General features: G+C 61.7%; 19 protein-coding genes. 3 read left to right on the forward strand and 16 right to left on the reverse strand.

Annotated features, from left to right (window positions below; genetic code table 11):
* Positions 1–312 precede the first annotated feature (312 nt).
* From M0D64_RS15755 to M0D64_RS15830, 16 genes are all read right to left on the reverse strand, one after another.
* Positions 313–1,275, reverse strand: coding sequence for a type II secretion system F family protein (locus M0D64_RS15755; protein ID WP_266258382.1), 963 nt, complete (start codon positions 1,273–1,275; stop codon positions 313–315).
* A gap of 48 nt (positions 1,276–1,323) precedes the next feature.
* Positions 1,324–2,301: a type II secretion system F family protein gene (locus tag M0D64_RS15760; RefSeq protein WP_266258383.1), complete on the reverse strand. Its 978-nt coding sequence runs from the start codon at positions 2,299–2,301 to the stop codon at positions 1,324–1,326.
* A 51-nt stretch (positions 2,302–2,352) separates the two neighbouring features.
* Positions 2,353–3,720, reverse strand: coding sequence for a CpaF family protein (locus tag M0D64_RS15765; RefSeq protein WP_266258384.1), 1,368 nt, complete (start codon positions 3,718–3,720; stop codon positions 2,353–2,355).
* A 19-nt stretch (positions 3,721–3,739) separates the two neighbouring features.
* Positions 3,740–4,951, reverse strand: a complete 1,212-nt coding sequence (locus M0D64_RS15770; RefSeq protein WP_266258385.1) for an AAA family ATPase — start codon at positions 4,949–4,951, stop codon at positions 3,740–3,742.
* A 26-nt stretch (positions 4,952–4,977) separates the two neighbouring features.
* Positions 4,978–5,442, reverse strand: coding sequence for a TadE/TadG family type IV pilus assembly protein (locus M0D64_RS15775; protein WP_266258386.1), 465 nt, complete (start codon positions 5,440–5,442; stop codon positions 4,978–4,980).
* The gene (locus tag M0D64_RS15780; protein ID WP_266258490.1) at positions 5,439–5,948 is read right to left on the reverse strand and encodes a TadE/TadG family type IV pilus assembly protein; all 510 of its coding nucleotides are present in this window, start codon (positions 5,946–5,948) and stop codon (positions 5,439–5,441) included. The genes M0D64_RS15775 and M0D64_RS15780 overlap by 4 nt, the downstream gene beginning before the upstream one ends.
* A gap of 39 nt (positions 5,949–5,987) precedes the next feature.
* Entirely contained in the window at positions 5,988–7,241 is a 1,254-nt protein-coding gene (locus M0D64_RS15785) for a TadE/TadG family type IV pilus assembly protein (protein ID WP_266258387.1), read from the reverse strand.
* A 23-nt stretch (positions 7,242–7,264) separates the two neighbouring features.
* Positions 7,265–7,576 carry a hypothetical protein gene (locus M0D64_RS15790; protein WP_154560850.1) on the reverse strand — a complete coding sequence of 104 codons (312 nt, stop codon included), beginning with the start codon at positions 7,574–7,576 and terminating at the stop codon, positions 7,265–7,267.
* Positions 7,577–7,597: 21 nt separating this feature from the next.
* Entirely contained in the window at positions 7,598–9,550 is a 1,953-nt protein-coding gene (locus M0D64_RS15795) for a type II and III secretion system protein family protein (RefSeq protein ID WP_266258388.1), read from the reverse strand.
* Positions 9,551–9,654: 104 nt separating this feature from the next.
* Positions 9,655–10,491 (reverse strand): Flp pilus assembly protein CpaB, encoded by an 837-nt coding sequence (gene cpaB / locus M0D64_RS15800; RefSeq protein ID WP_266258389.1) that lies wholly within the window; start codon positions 10,489–10,491, stop codon positions 9,655–9,657.
* A 37-nt stretch (positions 10,492–10,528) separates the two neighbouring features.
* Positions 10,529–11,926, reverse strand: a complete 1,398-nt coding sequence (locus M0D64_RS15805) for an ATP-binding protein (RefSeq protein ID WP_266258390.1) — start codon at positions 11,924–11,926, stop codon at positions 10,529–10,531.
* Between the two features lie 89 nt (positions 11,927–12,015).
* Complete coding sequence (locus M0D64_RS15810; RefSeq protein ID WP_266258392.1) at positions 12,016–12,552, reverse strand: prepilin peptidase; 537 nt, start codon at positions 12,550–12,552, stop codon at positions 12,016–12,018.
* A 27-nt stretch (positions 12,553–12,579) separates the two neighbouring features.
* Positions 12,580–12,765, reverse strand: a complete 186-nt coding sequence (locus M0D64_RS15815; protein WP_266258393.1) for a Flp family type IVb pilin — start codon at positions 12,763–12,765, stop codon at positions 12,580–12,582.
* 109 nt (positions 12,766–12,874) lie between these two features.
* The gene (locus tag M0D64_RS15820; protein ID WP_266258491.1) at positions 12,875–13,084 is read right to left on the reverse strand and encodes a Flp family type IVb pilin; all 210 of its coding nucleotides are present in this window, start codon (positions 13,082–13,084) and stop codon (positions 12,875–12,877) included.
* A gap of 105 nt (positions 13,085–13,189) precedes the next feature.
* On the reverse strand, positions 13,190–13,360 hold the full coding sequence (locus tag M0D64_RS15825; RefSeq protein WP_266258394.1) for a Flp family type IVb pilin: 171 nt from the start codon (positions 13,358–13,360) through the stop codon (positions 13,190–13,192).
* Positions 13,361–13,452: 92 nt separating this feature from the next.
* Positions 13,453–13,692 carry a hypothetical protein gene (locus tag M0D64_RS15830; RefSeq protein WP_266258395.1) on the reverse strand — a complete coding sequence of 80 codons (240 nt, stop codon included), beginning with the start codon at positions 13,690–13,692 and terminating at the stop codon, positions 13,453–13,455.
* Between the two features lie 741 nt (positions 13,693–14,433).
* Here M0D64_RS15830 and M0D64_RS15835 point away from each other — a divergent pair.
* The 3 genes from M0D64_RS15835 to M0D64_RS15845 all read left to right on the forward strand — a co-directional run bounded on the left by M0D64_RS15835 (position 14,434) and on the right by M0D64_RS15845 (position 18,110).
* Positions 14,434–15,675 (forward strand): glycosyltransferase family 87 protein, encoded by a 1,242-nt coding sequence (locus tag M0D64_RS15835; RefSeq protein WP_266258396.1) that lies wholly within the window; start codon positions 14,434–14,436, stop codon positions 15,673–15,675.
* The gene (locus M0D64_RS15840) at positions 15,672–16,955 is read left to right on the forward strand and encodes a glycosyltransferase family 87 protein (protein WP_266258397.1); all 1,284 of its coding nucleotides are present in this window, start codon (positions 15,672–15,674) and stop codon (positions 16,953–16,955) included. Before M0D64_RS15835 ends, M0D64_RS15840 begins: the two co-directional genes overlap by 4 nt.
* Before the next feature lie 105 nt (positions 16,956–17,060).
* Entirely contained in the window at positions 17,061–18,110 is a 1,050-nt protein-coding gene (locus M0D64_RS15845) for a glycosyltransferase (protein ID WP_266258398.1), read from the forward strand.
* Positions 18,111–18,123 lie beyond the last annotated feature (13 nt).

Raw genomic sequence — 18,123 nt, forward strand, 5'->3', positions numbered from 1 at the left:
AAATGGTCAGGTGATTTTGGCATGATGTTCCCCCTTGCCTTCCTTCTTATTTCATTGCCAGCCCAAAAATCGGCAGCGCAACGACGTCCGTCGCTTCGATGCTACTCGCTGCGGACGCCGCAAACAAAGAATCTTGATGCTGCGTGCACAGCGCGGTACGCAAAACTTCTATACAGGAATAACGTCCCGACTCGCCGGTGGACAAATGCGCATTTATACCGAGGAAATAAGATCCAAAAGGCATCGCCGATGACCGACGCGCGCAATGCCGTCTCGTGTTTCCCTGGCAGTCCAACTCGTTCGACCACCTGGCTAGCCGCCACTCAAAGTGGGAAGGAGAACCCGGTAGATGTGGATAAACGCCGGCCCCAGCAGGACGGTGAGAAGGGCAGGAAAGATGCAGAAAATGAGCGGAAATAGTAGTTTCAGCGCGATTTTCGATGCCTGTTCTTCAGCGCGCGTCCGGCGGCGTGAGCGCAGCGTGTCCGAAAGCACGCGCAACGAGGCGCCGATGCTGGTGCCGAAACGTTCGGCCTGAACCAGCATTGCGCAAAAGGAATCGACATCCTCGACACCGGTGCGCAAAGCAAGATTGCGTAACGCTTTCTCCTTGGCGAACCCGGAGCGCATTTCGAGCAGCATCAGTTGGAACTCGCTGGCGACCACCGGGCTGCGCAGTTCGATTTCTCCCGCCACTTTCATCAACGCCGCGTCGAGGCTGAGGCCCGCTTCGACACACACGGTCAGCAGGTCGAGCGCGTCGGGAAAATCTTCGAAAATTGCACGCTTGCGCCATGCAATGCGGCGCGTCAGCACGAAATTCGGCAGGTAGTAGCCGATCGCGGCGAGCAGGGCGAGCAGGGACATCAAGACATACTGCTGTGTCGCGAGCGAGGTATTGGCCAGCCACGTAAGTGCAATCAGCGGCAGCGCGAGCGCGAGCAGGGTTTTCGCGGCGAAATAGAGTGCGGCGGCTCCCTGCGTGCGCCAACCCGCGTTCATCATTTGCACGCGCAGTGCCGAGTTTTCCCAGCCTTCAGTCGGGATCGACAGTTTCGAAATCGGCTGCGAAATCTCGGCGAGCTTTTCGAGCCATGCCGAGCCTGACGGCATGCTGCCGGGGTCGGACATGGGGAGGCTGGTCCCGCCTGCCTGTTCGATACGCCGACGCATATCGCGCGGCGAGAATAGCAGCATTGCGGCGAATACCGCGCCGAACACCACGGCGAAAAGGCCGACCAGCAACAGCATATGCATTGAGTCGAGCGTTTGCATGACAGCTCCTTAATTTCCTGATCTGCGGCGCGTGTGCGAAAAGTGCAATCAGACGCGAATTTTCACGATGCGCCGCATCCACAGCACGCCGCATAACATGGAGAACACCACTGTCTCGACGACCTTGATGCCGGCCGGGTCCTGCCACAGCACTTCGAGGAACGTGGGGTTAAGGACCATCATGAACCCCGCGGTGACAAAGGGCAGCAGGCCAAGTATCCACGCCGACAACTTGCCCTCGGCAGACAGCACGCGGATCTTGTCGAACAGCTTCATGCGTTCGCGGATGAGCGTTGCTATGCTGTCCAGTATCTCCGCGAGATTGCCGCCCGTCTCCCGCTGAATGAGGACGGCGATCACGAAGTAGCGCAGATCGCGGATCGGCACGCGCGTCGCGAGATTCATCAAGGCCTCGTTCAGTGAGACGCCGTAGTTGATTTCGTCGAAGGTGATGCGGAATTCACCCCCCATCGGCTCGGCGAATTCAGTGCCGACCATGCCGATTGCGCTAGAGAACGCATGTCCTGCGCGTAGCGCGCGGCTAATCATGTCGGCGACGTCAGGCAACTGGCGTTCAAGTTGGCGCAGCCGCTTGCTACGCCGCCGGCTCACATGGAGGAACGGCAGCACTGATGCGGACAAGGCACCGAGCGCGGCGATCGTCGTCGGTACGGGCGTGAGCGTGGCGAGAGCGAGCACGGTGGCAGGCAGAACGAAAGTCGTACCGATCAACCGCGCAATCGACCACTTGAGCCCGGATTGCTGGATCCACAAGTCGAGCGTCTGGACGCGAGGCAGTTGCATCAGCAGCTTGTCGAGCAGTGCCGACTCGCTCAACATGCGCTGCTTCAGGATCGTCAAGCGTTCCTTATGAACCTGGCCGCCGGCGGACAATGCGCGGATACGCGATTCGATCCGGCGGGCGGCAGGGCCGTGACGATTGTTCCACCACTGGTAACCACCCTCGAGCGCGAGCACGACAGCGAGGAACAGCAGGATGGCGAATGCATAAAAGATCGGGGTCATGCGTGTCTCCTGAGACCGCAGAGAGTCAATGAGCGGATCGGGTCGGCTGGATCACTTGGTTTCGAAATGCCGTCCGGGATCGTAGATAGAGTCAGGCAATGCGATGCCGAACGCCTGCAAGCGCTCGGCGAATTTTGGCCGCACGCCGGTCGCGCAAAACCGCCCGCGCACGTTGCCGTTCTCGTCCATGCCGGTTCGCTTGAACGTGAAGATTTCCTGCATGTTGATGATGTCGTCTTCCATGCCGGTGATCTCCTGAATGCTAACGATCTTGCGTTTGCCGTCAGTCAGCCGGGCAGCCTGGATCACGACCGAGATGGCCGATGAAACTTGCTGGCGCATGGTTTTCGTCGGCAGCGACAGGCCCCCGAGGTTGATCATGTTTTCGAGGCGAGTCAGCGCATCGCGCGGGGTATTCGCGTGGATGGTGGCGAGCGATCCTTCGTGACCGGTGTTCATCGCGTTGAGCATGTCGAGCGCCTCGGCGCCGCGCACCTCACCGAGGATGATGCGATCAGGCCGCATCCGCAGGGCATTGCGCACCAGCGTGCGCTGCGTGATCTCGCCGCGCCCTTCGATGTTCGGCGGGCGCGTTTCGAGCCGCAGCACATGCTGCTGCCGCATTTGCAGTTCCGCCGCGTCTTCGATCGTCACAATGCGCTCATCGTCCGGTATGAAGCCGGACAGGACATTGAGCAGCGTCGTCTTGCCGCTGCCGGTCCCTCCCGACACCAGGATGTTCACCTTCGCGCGCGCCAGCGCTTCGAGTACTTCCGCCATCGGCGGCGTGAGGCTCTGCAACTGGACCAGGTCGGAGACTTGCAGCGGATTGACCGCGAAGCGCCGGATCGAGAGCAGCGGTCCGTCGACCGCGGATGGCGGAATGATTGCATTGACCCGTGAGCCATCGGGAAGACGGGCGTCGACCATCGGGCTCGATTCATCAATCCGGCGTCCGACGCGCGACACGATTTTTTCGATCACCTTCATGAGGTGCGTGTCGTCGTAGAACGTCACGTCGGTCAGTTCAAGCCGCCCTTTGCGTTCGACGTAGGTGTGCTTGTACGTGTTGACGAGAATGTCGGATATCGTCGGATCGCGCAGCAGGCTTTCCAGAGGACCGAACCCGAACATCTCGTCGTAGACGTCGATCACCAGTTGCCGGCGTTCGAGATCGTTGGCCGGCGCTTTCTCCTCTTCGAGAATGCGCGTAACGAGCGCACCGATTTCGTGGCGGACCTGTTCAGTCGGCATCCGCGCCAGACGTTCCAGTTCGACTCGCTCGAGCACGCACTGATGTATTTCCCGTTTCAGCTTCTGGTAAGCACTCCGCGCCATTTGGTTCGGCGAGTACTGTGCGTTTTCGCGTTCGCCGAACGGCTGCACGCGTTGAGCGGAAATCTGTTCACGCAGCGACATGATGGTCTCCTGGGGTGTATTACATTGCCTTGAGCTTCGGCGCCGGGCTGCGTCCGAAGAAGCGGGTGAGCAGCGGCTCGCCCTTCACGCGCGCCCCCTCGGGTCCCGCCGACAGGCTGACGATGTTGTTTGCGAGCGCAAGCAGACTGCGCGACACGGTGTTATTGCGGCTCATCTTCGTGATCGGCACACCGTGGTTCACGGATTCCGACACGGTCTCGGTGTCTTCCGGGATAACCTGATAGGGATGCATGCCGAGAACTTCCTCCAGCGCGGCCCGTGCGCGTTCCCCATGGCGCGTGTACCGGTTCAGAAGCAGCCGGGTACGGTCGGGCGGATAAGCGAGCGATGCCAGAATCTCCTGCAGACGCCGGCCCGCGCGCACATGCGGCATGCTCGCCTGCAAGACGAGATGGATCTGGTTGCTGCGATCGAGCGCCAGGATGGAGAGCGGATTGATGGACTGGCCGAGATCGAAGATCACCACGTCGTAACGCGGAACGGCGACGCCCAGAATCCATTCGAGCCTTTCCTCCTTGATCTCCGACGCTTTGATAGGGTCGCCGGCGCCGGCGAGTATGTGGAACGTGTCGCTCGCGTGCACGAGGCACGCGTCGAAAAAGGCTGCGTCCATCCGCTCTACCTGTGCACACATCTGCGGCAAGGTCGAGGGTGGTTTTTCGTCGGTGACGAGAAAGGCAGCGTCCCCGAAAAGCTGACTGAGGTCGATCAGCAGCACACGTTTTTGCTGGCTATCCGAGATCGCATGAGCCACGTTGCTGGCGATGAAGCTGGTTCCCGCTCCGCCCTTGCAGGACAGGAACGAAACGATCTGCGTTTCGTGCGCGCCATTTTTTTGCACTAGCTGGCTCTCGATGCGCGACAGCGCTTCACAGAGCGAAGCCTTGTTGAGCGGCCAGCCGAGCACGTCGCGAAAGCCGGCGCGCATGGCTTCGATCAGCGTCTGTGGCGACGCATCGGGCATCAGCAGGATCGATGTGACCTGCGGGCGCCGTTGGCACAGCTTGCCGACAACCGGAAGCTCGGCAGTTTCGAGCGACGATGCGTCGACGATCAGCACGTCGAAGGCGTCGAGGCTATCGCCGCGCTCTACTAGCGACGACGGTCTGCCGGCCACGCGGGTGGTGCGGTAGTTGCCGCATTCGCCGATCAGACTCACGATCTGGGACAACCGTGCGGTGTTTTCCGAAGTGATGAGAATGTTGATCATGGTCGTGGCTGCCTGGATATGTTGTGTTATTGACAGACGGTGCCGCCTGTCGACGTCGCGAGACTTTCGCGCGGCAGGGTGGTGGTGAGCGGTGGCATCTTGAGCGTGAGGGGCACGAACGGAATCATGGTTTTCACGCTGACGTTGGTCACGCTGACGGTGACTAACGTGCACGTGCTGCGAGCAGTGGCGGCGTCGGAGTCGCAACCAGAGGGTGTGTACGTGACGTTCACGTTGGACGTGGCGAGCAACGGCAGCAGGTTTGTGATCCTGCTTTTGATCACCGCGGCATCGGCATCGCAGACCGTGGCGGTACGTGCGCCGAGGCGCACGGCTTCACTCGCGGTGTTCCAGTAAAAGAGCACGCGGCTCAGTTCGCAAACGCCGATCAGCAAGGTGCACAAGATGCCTGCGACCAGCGCGAACTCCACGGCGGCCGCCCCGCGTTGTGCGCGCAGCCGCGGTGACCGGGAAACAGGGCTCGGGTTCATGACACTTGCCTCATCACGGTGACGATGTTGCCGAACTTCAGCGTAGACAGATTGAAGTAGTTCAGGATCGCGGAGTACGGATACCCCTTGATCTTGACTTCGACGAGGTTGATGCTGCCGGCTGCGTTCGAAGGGCCGGCTCCGTTGTTGTTGTCATAGGTCGGGACGTTGGCGAACTGCGCCGGGTCGGAGGCATCGGCGCAACTGGTCGTGTGCGCGCTGTCGCACACGATCACCATCGAGGTCGTCAAACCGGTTACGAGCTCCGTACCGCTGCCCGGCGCCGCGCAGGTCGTACTGCCATAGACGGCGAGACACTGGGCCTGCGCGAGCGGGTAGGCGCTATCGCTCGGCAGGTAGGTGGACAGATAGCGAGCGGCATCGCGCGTGGCTTTCGTGAGCGCTTCGTACTGGTAAATTGCGTGGCCAAATTCGGCCACGCCGGCGACGAGCATCACGAGCGGAATCAGCACGATGGCGAATTCCACCGCGGCGACACCGCGCATGCGTGCTGGACGGGTAGAGCGTTTGTTCATGACAGTCCCCTATTGCAGCAATACTGGTACTTGCGGCCCGACCGAACTGCCGGAACCAGGCACACCCTGCGTTGCACACGGGCTTCCCGGCGCCGACGACGAACCGCGGTACTCCAGATGGACCGGGCCGGCCGTCCCGCCGGAGTCCATCGGGTCGAGCATCAGCACGCAATCCCAGGAAATGACCGGAGCCTGGTGGCTGCTCGCCAGCACGCCGCAATCCAGTTCGGGGGCGAGTGCGAGACGCCGGTCGGCGCCGAGCGGGTAGTTGCTGGCGCTGTACGTGCCTTTGGTGTTGGCGAGGGTGACGTTGTCGCCCTGATAGGGTTGAAACGTTTTGCGCTCGTTGACGAAGTCGCTATAGGCGTTGCTCTGCGCGCTCCACGTCTTTGCGGTGTAAGCGTATCCGGTGAAATCGGGCTGGCCGTCGGCAGGTCCCTTGAACGATGTGCCGTAGATACCAAAGCGTGTATTCCAGGCGCCTGAGTCGGCGACCATGTTGCCTGTCGAGCCGATGTTCGCGCCGGTGGCGGGCAAGGAGCAAAAATTTCCAGTCAATTCATTCTTGATCGAATTGGCACTGTTGCTGCCGTCGAGGGCGGCCCAGCCGAAGTTGCCTGGTCCGTATGCTGGAGAGGCGCCGGTTTTCGACGCGATCCACTGCCCGACCGTATACGTCTCGCCTGCGGTCGGCGGCGTAGTCTCCGTTCCGGCCTTGCAGATGAACGCCGGAATCGCACAGGTGGTTTGCGCGGCACCGACGGTTGCAACGGCCGTAGCGGAAACGGTTGCATTGGCTACGCTCGTGCCGCTGAACGCGCCAAGCACCTGGATGAACCAGTTTGCAATGTTCGCCTTGGACGTTGTGCATTTTGCGTACTTGATGTTCACCGGGGTGGCGACGGAACTCTTCGGCAGGAACGGGTTGCTCAGCGAATCGCTGAACAGCACGCTGCTGTCTGTTGTCATCTGCACGGCGCCGCTCTGGAACAGCGCGTAGTTGAGGTGGCCGGCAGTGATGCCGGCCGCCTCGGAGACAGACAGATTGACTGTTGCACCGGTGAGATCGCGTGCGGCGGCCAGCGCACAGGCATCGGCGCTGTTCTGCAACTCGCTTCGGGTCACGTACAGCTTGCCGAGATCGAGCGCGAGGCCGACGAAGCCGATCAGCGCCACGAGCGACAACGCGACGATGATGGACACTGCGCCGCGCTCGCCTCGACGAGCCGCACCACACCTGCCTGACTGATTGACGCTACGCATGACGCCCCCCGAGCATATTGTTCTTACTGACCGCTGGCCCCGCCGCCCCCGCTTCCGATGCCGATGACAAACGCGTTCGGCGACGGTGGGGGTTGTTGAAATGATCTGTCGTAGGTGTCCATCGCCGAAGCGGCGGACTTGCCGTCCATGCTCTGAGCCGCCTGAGCGTGTTCTGCCGCGTGCGGATCGATGATCTGCGCCTGAGTGACGGTTTTGAGCGCCTCGCCAAAATGCGCGTCCCAGATCGGCGTGCTCGACATGCAACCGCCGAGCGCTGCACAGACCGGCACGATGAGCGCGGCCCAGCGTGCGAAAGCAAAGTGTTCTTGTTTCATGAGATTCCCCTTGGCATCACATCAATGTTCGATCGCGTGGGTGGAAGCGTCCGCGTTCGCGACTTCTTGCGGAACCTTGCGGGAGGCGATCCGTGCCGCGGCGCTTTCGATACGGGCGGCGCGGGCCGCCTGTTCGGCGTCCGCGGATCGTGGCGTGTCCGTTAGCGGCGCCGCCGTGCCCGCCGCCGTATCCGGCATGGGGCGCGACCGGTCGGCGCTGGGCGTCGCGGCCTGCGGGCCGGGCTGCGGCAACGCCGTCGCAACGGGCCCGGTGGGCGGTTGCGGCGCCGGTGCGGGCGAGGGCAGCGGTGCCGCCGGGCTCACCGAAGCCGGGGCTGGCATGGGCGAGGCAGCCGGGGCAGTGCCGGCAGGCGCGGCACGCATTTTCGGGTGACGGCCTTCCATGTTGCCGGTTGCGTAGACGTCGGCTTCGTTCGGTTGCGAGAAGCTGTCCGTCGGCAGCGGCAGGTCGGCGGTCTGCAGCGGCTTGACGAGATGCGGCGTGATGATGAACACCAGTTCCGTGAGGTCCTGCTGGAATGACGTGCTGCGTGCCAGCGCTCCGAGCACCGGCACTTCGCCGATGCCGGGAATGGCTTTCAGCGCGCCGGTCACGTTGCTCTTCATCAGGCCGCCGATCGCAAACGACTCGCCGTCGTTCATCTGGACCATCGTGGATGCACGACGCGTCGTGATGAGCGGCAGAATCGACACACCGCTCACGTTAGTCGCGCTGAGCGTGATGCCGGTTGGCGACAGCTCGGACACTTCAGGTGCGACCTTCAGGCTGATGCGGCCGTTGGCGAGCACGGTCGGCGTGAACTTCAGGCCGACACCGAACTCCTCTTCCTGCAGGGTGATGGTCGTCGCCCCCGTGCTGCTGCTCTGCGGCACTGGAATGAAGATCTTGCCACCGGCGAGGAAAGTAGCCTCCTGGCCGCTGATGGCGACGAGGTTCGGTTCGGCGAGGATCTTGACGAGGTCGTCCGTCTTCTGCGCGTCGATGGCGAAGCTTAACGGGCGGTTGTTCGCCTTGCTGCCCGAGATGAGGCTCGTTACACCGGCCAGCAGGTTGCTCGCGAGCACGCCGCTCCATGAGCCGAAGCCACCCTGAATGTTGAGCGCCGCGCCCATCTGGTTGATGAGCGTCTTCGACACCTCGGCGACTTTGACTTCGAGCATCACCTGCTGCGGCGAGTCGACCGTCATCATGTTGATCACTTCGGCCGGCTTGCTGGTGCTCGAACTCTGCTGATTCACGGGAGTCCCGTTGCCGAGGACACCGGTTCCGCTCTGCGATTGCTGGGTGGGCTGTGCGCTCGCAAAGGCCTTCGCGATCTCCAGCGCCTGCTGGGCAGCCGGCGAGCTCGACACGCTTCCCCCGAGCACCAGGTTGCCCGCAGCGGTCGATACGCGGATGCCACGCTCGCCGGGCAACAGTTGTCCGAGCGATTGCTGCAAGCCGTTGGCGTCGATGTTGACGATCACATCGATAATCTGGCATCCGCCGCTGCGTCCCTGAACGATCATGTTGGTCGTGCCGACCGCCATGCCGACGAGGTAAAGCGTGCGCGGCGACACCAGCGTGGCTTGCACGATCGTCGGATTGCCGAGCGTGCGATTGCGTGCCGGTTCGGCGAGCGGCAAGAGTGTCGACTTGCCGACCGGCACGACGACGCTGGTTTCTTCGTGGATATCTCCAGTGCAGTTCGGGCCGCGCATTGGCACGGATGCGCCGGCTGCCCCGCCAGCCGGCATTGGCGCCATGCTGACCATCATCGGCGTTGGCGCGCGGCCCACCGGCAACGGCGCATTCGGCCGGGCCTTCGCGAGCACTGGGCTCTCGAGCGCTTCCTGCGCTGAGCCGTTTTGTGCGACAAGCAATCCGGTGCACAACGCCGAGGCGAGTACGACGCCGCTCAGCGAGCGGTTACGCATCGCACCACCGGTTGAGAACCTCAGTTTCGTTTTCATTTTCCTGCCCCCGTTTCTCGACATCGGTCGATCGAGACTTCCGTTATTTGCCTTAGTGGTGCCAGTTGCAGCGGCCCGTCTTCGCAGATGCCGCCGCATCCGCCCTAGAAACATTCGACACTGCCCAACGCACCCGAGAGCACGCCCACGCAATCTCGCTTCGCCGCTGGTCGTGCGGCGTAGTGCACGCGCGCCGGACGCGCGGGCAAAGCGGCAGGTGCCGAGGCCGGTACCGCTGCAGGTGTGCCGAGCAGCGTGAACTTCGTGGCGCCGCCGGTCGGCTGCATCGCCTTATCAACCTGGTTGCGCAACACCAGCGACAACGTGCCGACGCTGCGCGCAAGGTCGAGTTTTTCCGCCTGGTCAGGCGTGACTTCGAGCGTGACCGCGTTGACGACCTTCGGCGCCGTGTCGTCGCGATTGACCTGCTGGGCCACCGCGAGCACCAGGATCTTTTCCAGCACGATCTTCGAGATGCTTTGCTGAGCGTCGCTCTTGCCCGGTTCCTGAGTGTTCACGATGACGTCGACGTAGTTGCCCGGCAGCGCGAAGCCCGCTACGCCGACTACGTCGTTGACGCGGACCGTGATGGCGCGGCTGCCTTCGCCGATGACGGCGGAGAGGCCGCCTTTGGTGCCGATCGGTGCGAGCTTCGCCTCGATCACGGGCTCGCCGCGCCCGAGACTCGTACGCACCACACGGCCCTCGAGCGATTTCGGATCGGTGAATGCACCCGGCGGCACACTTCCTGTCGGCCAGTTGACGGTGCGGATCAGGTTGGCGTTGAGCGGCTCGCCGAGGCTGACGTCGCCCGCCGCGACCGCAATAGGCGTAACCGCGTTCGACGAGGTTTGTATCAGCCATCGAGAAGCGAAGACCACGGCGGCCAGACCGGCCAGCATGGCGACGGCCAGCATGACTAAAGCGCGACTGTTTTTCATGGTGATACTCCTGCGTAGGTCGTTGGACACTTGCCGGTCAACCGGCGGCTAACTGTTGGCCCGGCCGGTCGGCCGTAGGTGGGTAAGTACTGTCGTGGTCCATCGCGGTGCCGAAATAGCTGTGCCATGCTTCGCGCAGTCCATCCCCCGTCACTTCGCGCGCCGTGCCGCGGTAGTGCGCCGTGGCGGAGACCAGATTGAGCAGATCGCCTGGATAGCAGGCCAGGAACGGTTTGCCGGTCGGGAGATGCAGGTTGTGGAGCAGGTAGTCGAATGAGGTTTGCACAGCAGTGAGCTTGAGCGCAGCACAACGCGCGTTGAAGACCGCGCGATAGTCGTCGACCGATAAGGGTCCGACGTACAGCTTCGAGCCGAGCCGCCGCAGGAATGCGTCGTCGAATTGGGCCGGAGCTAGATTGGACGAGAACACCGGCCATACGTCGAAAGGTGCAATGAAGCGCGCACCGGATTGCAGAGTGAACTGATCGACACCCCGATCGAGCGGCATCAACCAGCGGTTGAGCAGATCGTGAGGCGCGATGCGCTGGCGCCCGAGATCGTCGACGATATACAGACCCATGTTCGCTTTCATGTGCGGCGGCGCCTGATAGAAGCCGGCCGTGGCGTCATAGCGCAGGTCGAGCGCTTCGAGCGTCAGTTCGCCGCCGGAGATCACCATCGGGCGGCAGCACATGCGCCAGCGCCGGTCGCTCACCTGCGTCTGACTCTGTTCGGGCGCATCACGATGCAAGAGTGGGTCGTAAAGCTGCACGATTTCGCCGCCGACGTAGAACGCATAGGGAATCGGTACGTTGCCGCGCAGCAGCAGTCCAAGCCGTTCGGCAAGAAACGTCTTGCCACTGCCTGCGAGACCGTGCAGCATCAACGGCCGTCCGGCATTGAGCGAGGCTGCAGCTGCATCGAGCAGCGCGTGATCGATTACCACGTTGCGGAATGCCGAAGTTACGTCGCCTTGCGTGATGCGGACCCAACGAATCGAGTGCTCGCGCACACTTGCTGCATAGCTGTCGAACGTGACGGGGGCGGGGCCACAATATCTGCAGCGCGTCATTTCGTCTTGTGCGAGATTGCGGCCGCTGTCCGTGAGACGAAGCTGCACGTCGATGTCATTCGCGCCGCGGTGGGTGATCTCGACAAGGTGCTCGCGCACGAGAAATGCCAGCAAGTCGTCGAGTACGCCCACCGACAGCTTGTGCCGCTCGGCGAGATCCGCGTAACTCGACTTGCCGTGCAGCAGGACGGACTTGAGTACGAGCCGTGTCACGAACTCCTGCGGCAGTCCGGTTTCGGCGAGCGTGCGCGGAGCACGCAACGACACGGTGGATTCCTCCGCATGACGGCCGTACGACGGATCAGGCTCCGGAAGGTGCGTAACCTGTGCGACACTCCCGTTTTCAATGTTCTGCTGGTTCATCGCTCTTTTCTCCTGCACCGGTTTGCGACCGGCATCACAGGCTGTACGGTTCTGGCTGTCCATGCTGGCGGCAACCCCGGATTCTTCGGCTATGCAGCCGATGCGAACAACACTCCTAACGTCCCTGCGGCAATGGCAACGCCATAGGGCAGTGATCCAACCGATTCGATCTGCTGGTACTGAGGAGTCCCGGCCATCTGTCGTCCGGGGTTCCATGCGCTGCTTACGAGGCACCAGAGATTCACGAGCAATTGCCTCGTGCGCCCGCGCCGCAAGGTGACACACAGCGACCAGATCCCGCCCGCGACGAACGTTGCCAGGGCGATACGGACGGTCATCGCCGGTCCGACCCAGGCGCCGATCGTCAGAAGCAGTTTCACGTCGCCGGCGGCCATGCCCCGCAACAGATAGAAGGGCAGCAGCACCGCGAACCCGGTCAGGGCGCCCGTGAGCCAGTCCGCACTTCCGGCAAGCGGGCCATTCAGCCGGATCTGCACGATAAGCGCGGCGGCGAGCCCGATCGCGATGATCCGGTTCGGAATCCGCCGGCAAGTGAGGTCTGTGCTGGCTGTCACGATGGCCAGCGCAATCACGCATGCAGGAATGGGCTGTGGGGGCAGAAACATGTCGGGTCTCGATGGTTTTTTCTGCGTTTATGAAAGCGCCGCCGCAACCTTGGTCGCGATGCGCTGATAGAGATTGCTCACGGAGCTGCCAAGCGTTGCGACCGCGCCGAGGATCGTCACTGCAATGAGTGACCCGATCAGCGCGTACTCGATCGAAGTGACGCCGCTGTCGTCCCGCAGCAATTGCTTCGCAATGTCGCTCCATGCGTGCATGGCTGTCTCCCGAATTGGTTCGTCGTCGGTTTCGCCCGACGGTGGAACACGCAATGATCTTGGGGAAGACGGGAGAGACAGAGGGTCGCTCACCCGTCAAATCCCGTCTCTACAGCTCGCTTCCGATGGTGGTGAATACCGCGTTCAGATCTGTCCCGACTAGCGCTACGGCGCCGATGATGACCACCGCAATTAGTGAGGCGATAAGGCCATACTCGATGGCCGTCACACCTAGTTCGTCTGACACGAAACGTTTGATGCGGGCTGCGTCAGTCCGGAAGGACCGCAGCAGCGTGACGCGTCGTGCCGCCTCTCTCATCGCATTCATTGCTATCTCCTGTGTAGGTTATGGATTGCTGTCAGAATGGAAGGCCCGGCGGAGACGGACGAATCAACGGATCGACATCGTCCGTCGGCGCGCGGCTTATAGTTCGGTACCGATCGTCGTAAAGACCGCGTTCAGCTTTGTACCAACGATCCCTACGGAACCGATGATGACGACGGCGATCAGGGCAGCGATCAGTCCGTATTCAATGGCGGTTACACCATCTTCGTCACGAACGAAACGCTTGGCTTGGGCGATGAAATGTTGCATGGCGAACTCCTTTGGATAACTAATTAGAAACCCTTGACCTGAATTGGCTGAGGGAAGGTACTACGGGCACTGCGGAAAAAAGGGTGCCGAGTCTAGGCCGGCCGCGTCGACATACACGTGGATGCATGTAAACCGATCTGGCCGGAAGATTCGATGCGAGGAAACAGACCACGGAGCAAGTGCCTGGCGAATTGCCAGGGGGTGGGGCCGTGGAGATCATTGTCGGCGCGACGATGCACGCGGCGAATGATCGACGTGGTTGCTGCCGGGAACGTGAAGCTGGTGTCGCTGTGGCGACGGTGGGCCCGTCGTTTTGTTTGATCGATGTTCATGTTGTGGTCCTTGCCTTCTGTTGCTCGTTATTGGCTTCCGGCCTAAGCCGGAGCACGCTAGTCAGTCGGCGACCACCATCTGTTCTCTTTCCATCCGCGCTGTCTTTGATGATTGCAGCTGCGTATGTGAAGAAACTTCCCCGTGGCTGACTCCAGTCGCGTTTTCAGGTTCTTTCTCGTACCTGCTACCTGAATCGCGCCGGTCGTCACGTCGTCGACTTCCGCGCCCTTTCCTTCGCAAGCTCTGGGCCAGCTTCCCCAAATGCCAGGAAATACGGAGGTGACACCGGTTTGCGTGTTGTTCAATCCCACCTCCGGCGCACAGGTTGTCTCTAATCTGCGACGATTTCGGGCGCCAACCCGCCGGAGGCAGAATCCCGGAGAGGCCCGCCGGTCGTTGCCCTGCGGAAAATATCTCGCGATTTACCCTGGGTCGGTCTGAACGCCGGCGTCGATGAGATCGACGGCATTTCCATGGGCCTGCCAGTCCGAACCGTCTCAAATTTGACACGCGACTCATCCGGGACGCCAGAAAACGCGTCGAATTTGCGCTGTGACGCGTGACTTTGACAGGTACCACGATCGGTGAGGAAAACGATGTCTTGAAAGTCCAAGTGTTTCCTACAACAATGAAGCGACCACAAGCGCGCGATGAACCATTCGTTCGCTTAGGAATGGAAACCAAAAAATCAGATAGACCGGATGCGAAAAAATATCCGGCTCTCGTACGAGGCGGGGATCATGTACTTTTCAGATCGGGGAGCGCTCGGCGCCGAACGCCGCATCCATAGCTGGCTGACACGCGAACGCGTGCTGCTGTATAGCTGTGTGATGCTCGTGCTGAACGTCATCGTCCTGGCGGCGTGGGGTTGGACCAGCCGCGGCTTTATGGCAACGGACGCCACCCGGCCAGGCATCGATTTCTCGGTGTTCTGGACTGCATCGCACATGATGTTGAACGGCTCGCCGGCGGCGGTCTACGACTATCCTACGTTTGCACGGGCAGAATCGGCGCTTTTCGGTGCGTATGTCGGGCATGGCTTTTTGCCGTGGCTTTATCCGCCGACGCTGCTGCTGCTCGTCACACCACTTGCTCTTCTGCCTTACGCCCTCTGCTATTTACTGTTCGTGTGCGTCGGCACCTGGTTGTTTGCAACGGGCACGTTAGGTGTCAGCGGTTTCGCCGCGCACTTTCGCCGACCGCAGATTGCGGGGCTCGTCGTGCTGGCGTACCCGGGTGTCTATGTCGCAGCTGTCATTGGACAGAATGCTTTATTGACCGCCGCGCTGATGACCTTCGCCGTTCGCTGGACTGAGAAAAAACCCGTACTAGCCGGCATTTGCATCGGCTTGCTGGCGACCAAACCGCAATTGGCGGTGCTGTTTCCGGTGGTATTGATCGCGGCGCGTGCATGGAAAACCATGTGGGTGGCAGCGATCAGCGCAGCGGTGTTTGCGGCGCTCAGTGTGCTGGTGTGCGGCACTCAATCGCTCCACGCGTTCGCGGCCAGCACGAGCCTCGTGCGAGAGTTGGTGCTCGAGAGCCGCATGCTGTACTGGTTTGTGTCTCCGACCCCGTTCGCCGCGTTGCGCCTCGCCGACGTATCGATTGCCATGGCTTATATCGCGCAAGGCGGCGTTGCAATAATCGCGGCTGTGGCCGCGTGTTATGTGTGGAAACGCACAGACGATCTGCGTATGCGGGCTGCGGTACTGGCAGTGGCGACGCTGCTCGCCAACCCCTATCTGTGGTTCTACGAACTGACCTGGCTTGGCGTGGCGCTTGCCTGTATGGCGGTGTGTGGTCTGGAAAAGGGCTGGCGGCGCGGCGAGCAGGTCATTCTGGTGGTGGCGTGGCTGCTGCCGCTATACGAGTACCTCAATCGCCTGGCCCTGTTGCCGCAAATCGGACCGGTGGTCCTGCTTCTCGCTCTGCTCGTTATCGTGCGGCGCACGCGGCTCGATGCGCAGGAGGCGGCATGAACCTGCACACGTTTCGCCATGCCTCGCCGAAATGCCGGCCGCTGCCGGTATTGCACGCAGCGGGTCCGGCGAGGCGTCCGCATTGGCTCAACGCGGATCGTCTGCGGCTATACCCGATTATCGTATTTGGGTGCTACACATTATTCATCGCAATCTTGCTGGTCCGGATGAGCAGGCAGAACGGGCTGAGCGGCACGAGTCCATTCATGGTCGATTTCCTGCCGTTCTGGAGTGCTGCAGTTCTTGCCCTGCATGGGCACGCAGTCGACGCCTATAACGTCAAGGCGCTGTCCGTGACCGAGATCGGCACGGTGCCGTACCTCGGCACCGTCAACGGCGTCCTGCCGTGGCTGTATCCGCCAAACACGCTGTTGCTGGTCGTTCCGCTCGCGCTGCTTCCCTACAAGGCGGCTGCGGTGCTATGGCTCGGTGGCGCATACGCGTTCTTCGTCAAGGTGATCAGGGTCATCGTGCCGGACCGGCACGCTATCCTGCCCGTGCTGTTCTTTCCTGGTGCGCTTTTCGTCATCAGCACCGGGCAAAACGGCTTGTTGACAGCCGCGCTTGCAGGGTGCGGACTTGTATGGTTGCGCCGCCGGCCGGTTGCTGCAGGGGTCTGTCTGGGCCTGTTGTGCATGAAGCCGCAACTGGTCCTGCTGTTTCCGCTGGCGCTGCTGTGCTCCCGGTCCTGGCGCGCGCTGGCTGCCTTCGTGTTGACGGCCGGGGCCACACTCGCGCTTGCGGTGCTCGTGTTCGGCGCTCAAACGCTAACTGCATTCCTGCATAACACCGGGATTGCCACTTACAGCATCGAGTCCGCACACGCCACGCTGGCACGAGTGCCAACTGTATTCGCGCTCGCTACGTTGGTTCATGCGCCGGCTGGGCTCGCTTACGCGGCGCAGGGCGCGTGTGCGCTGATCGCCGCGGCTGCCGTCTGTTACGGGTGGAGCCGTGAATGCTCGTATGCCCTGCGTGCGGCAACGTTGATCTGCGCGAGCCTGCTCGTGAGCCCATATCTCTACGACTACGATCTCGCCTGGTTCGGTGTGCTGATCGCATGGTATTGCCGGTATGCGCTGGTTGCTGGTTGGGAGCGCGGCGAACGGGAATGGCTGGCCGTGCTCTGGATCGCGCCGCTTGGGGGCATGTTGGTCATTGCCTGCGGGCCACTCCAGTTCTTGCCGTTGATCTCGCTGACAACGCTCGGGATGCTGCTGCGGCGCATCGCGCTGGAAAGGCGCGCGGCCCCGGTCTTCCAACGTTATGCCGACGAGTGAGGGCCACTACACAAAAGAAGGAAATGCCGGAGACAAACGTGCGCAATGTGCGCCCCACATTCCCACCGGCTCATAGCATCAAATCAGAATTACGGGGAGGTAATCATGTTTGAACAAAATAATATTCCATTGATTTCACTGGTAGTGCCGTTCTACAACGAAGGCGAGGCGGTAGATCATTTCTTCAGCGAGATCGTTCCGGTTCTCGAGGGGATTGCATCGACGCGTTTCGAAATAGTCTGCGTCAACGACGGCAGCAGCGATGGCACGCTCGATAAGCTGATCGCCGCCAGCGTGCGCGACGCGCGCATACGTGTCATCGACCTGACGCGAAACTTCGGCAAGGAGGCGGCGTTGACGGCCGGTATCGACGAAGCATTCGGCGACGCGGTGATTCCTATTGACGCGGATCTTCAGGACCCGCCGAGCCTGATCCCGGTGATGATCGAACATTGGCGCAGCGGAGCAGAAGTGGTTGCCGCCAAACGGTCTAACCGCGCGTGCGACACCTTCGCGAAACGCACCGCCGCCGCGATCTACTATCGCGTTCACAATGCGCTGTCTGAAGTGAAGCTGCCGGAGAACGTCGGCGACTTCAGACTGATGGACCGCCAGGTCGTCAACGCACTGCGAAGCTTGCCGGAGCGTCGGCGCTTCATGAAAGGGCTGTTTGCGTGGGTCGGATATCGGACCGTGATTGTCGAATACCAGCGCGAGCCGCGCAGCGCCGGTCATTCGAAATTCTCCGGATGGCGGTTGTGGAATTTTGCGCTCGAAGGCATCACGAGCTTCAGTACCGTGCCGCTGCGGAGCTGGACCTATATTGGCCTTGCGATCGCCACGGTCGCTTTTGTGTATGGCGGCTTCATCATCGGCCGCACGCTATGGCTCGGCAACCCGGTGCCGGGCTACGCGTCACTGCTTTCCGTGATGCTGTTCATGGGGGGTATCGAGTTGATTGGGATCGGCGTGGTCGGCGAATACATCGGCCGAATCTACTACGAGACGAAGGGACGGCCGGTCTATCTCGTGCGCCGCCGCTATCAGGAAAGTAGCAAGATCAGCACGCTGCCGGTCGGGCGCAACAGCGCACGCGTGTCGAACACCCTGCGGTTCGAACCGTCGCGCAAACGCGTGCGGTTCGCTGGCCGCTGAATCGTGGAGGTGT

The organism is Paraburkholderia sp. WS6 (assembly GCF_030464835.1).
In the GTDB taxonomy this organism is placed as follows: Bacteria; Pseudomonadota; Gammaproteobacteria; order Burkholderiales; family Burkholderiaceae; genus Paraburkholderia; species Paraburkholderia madseniana.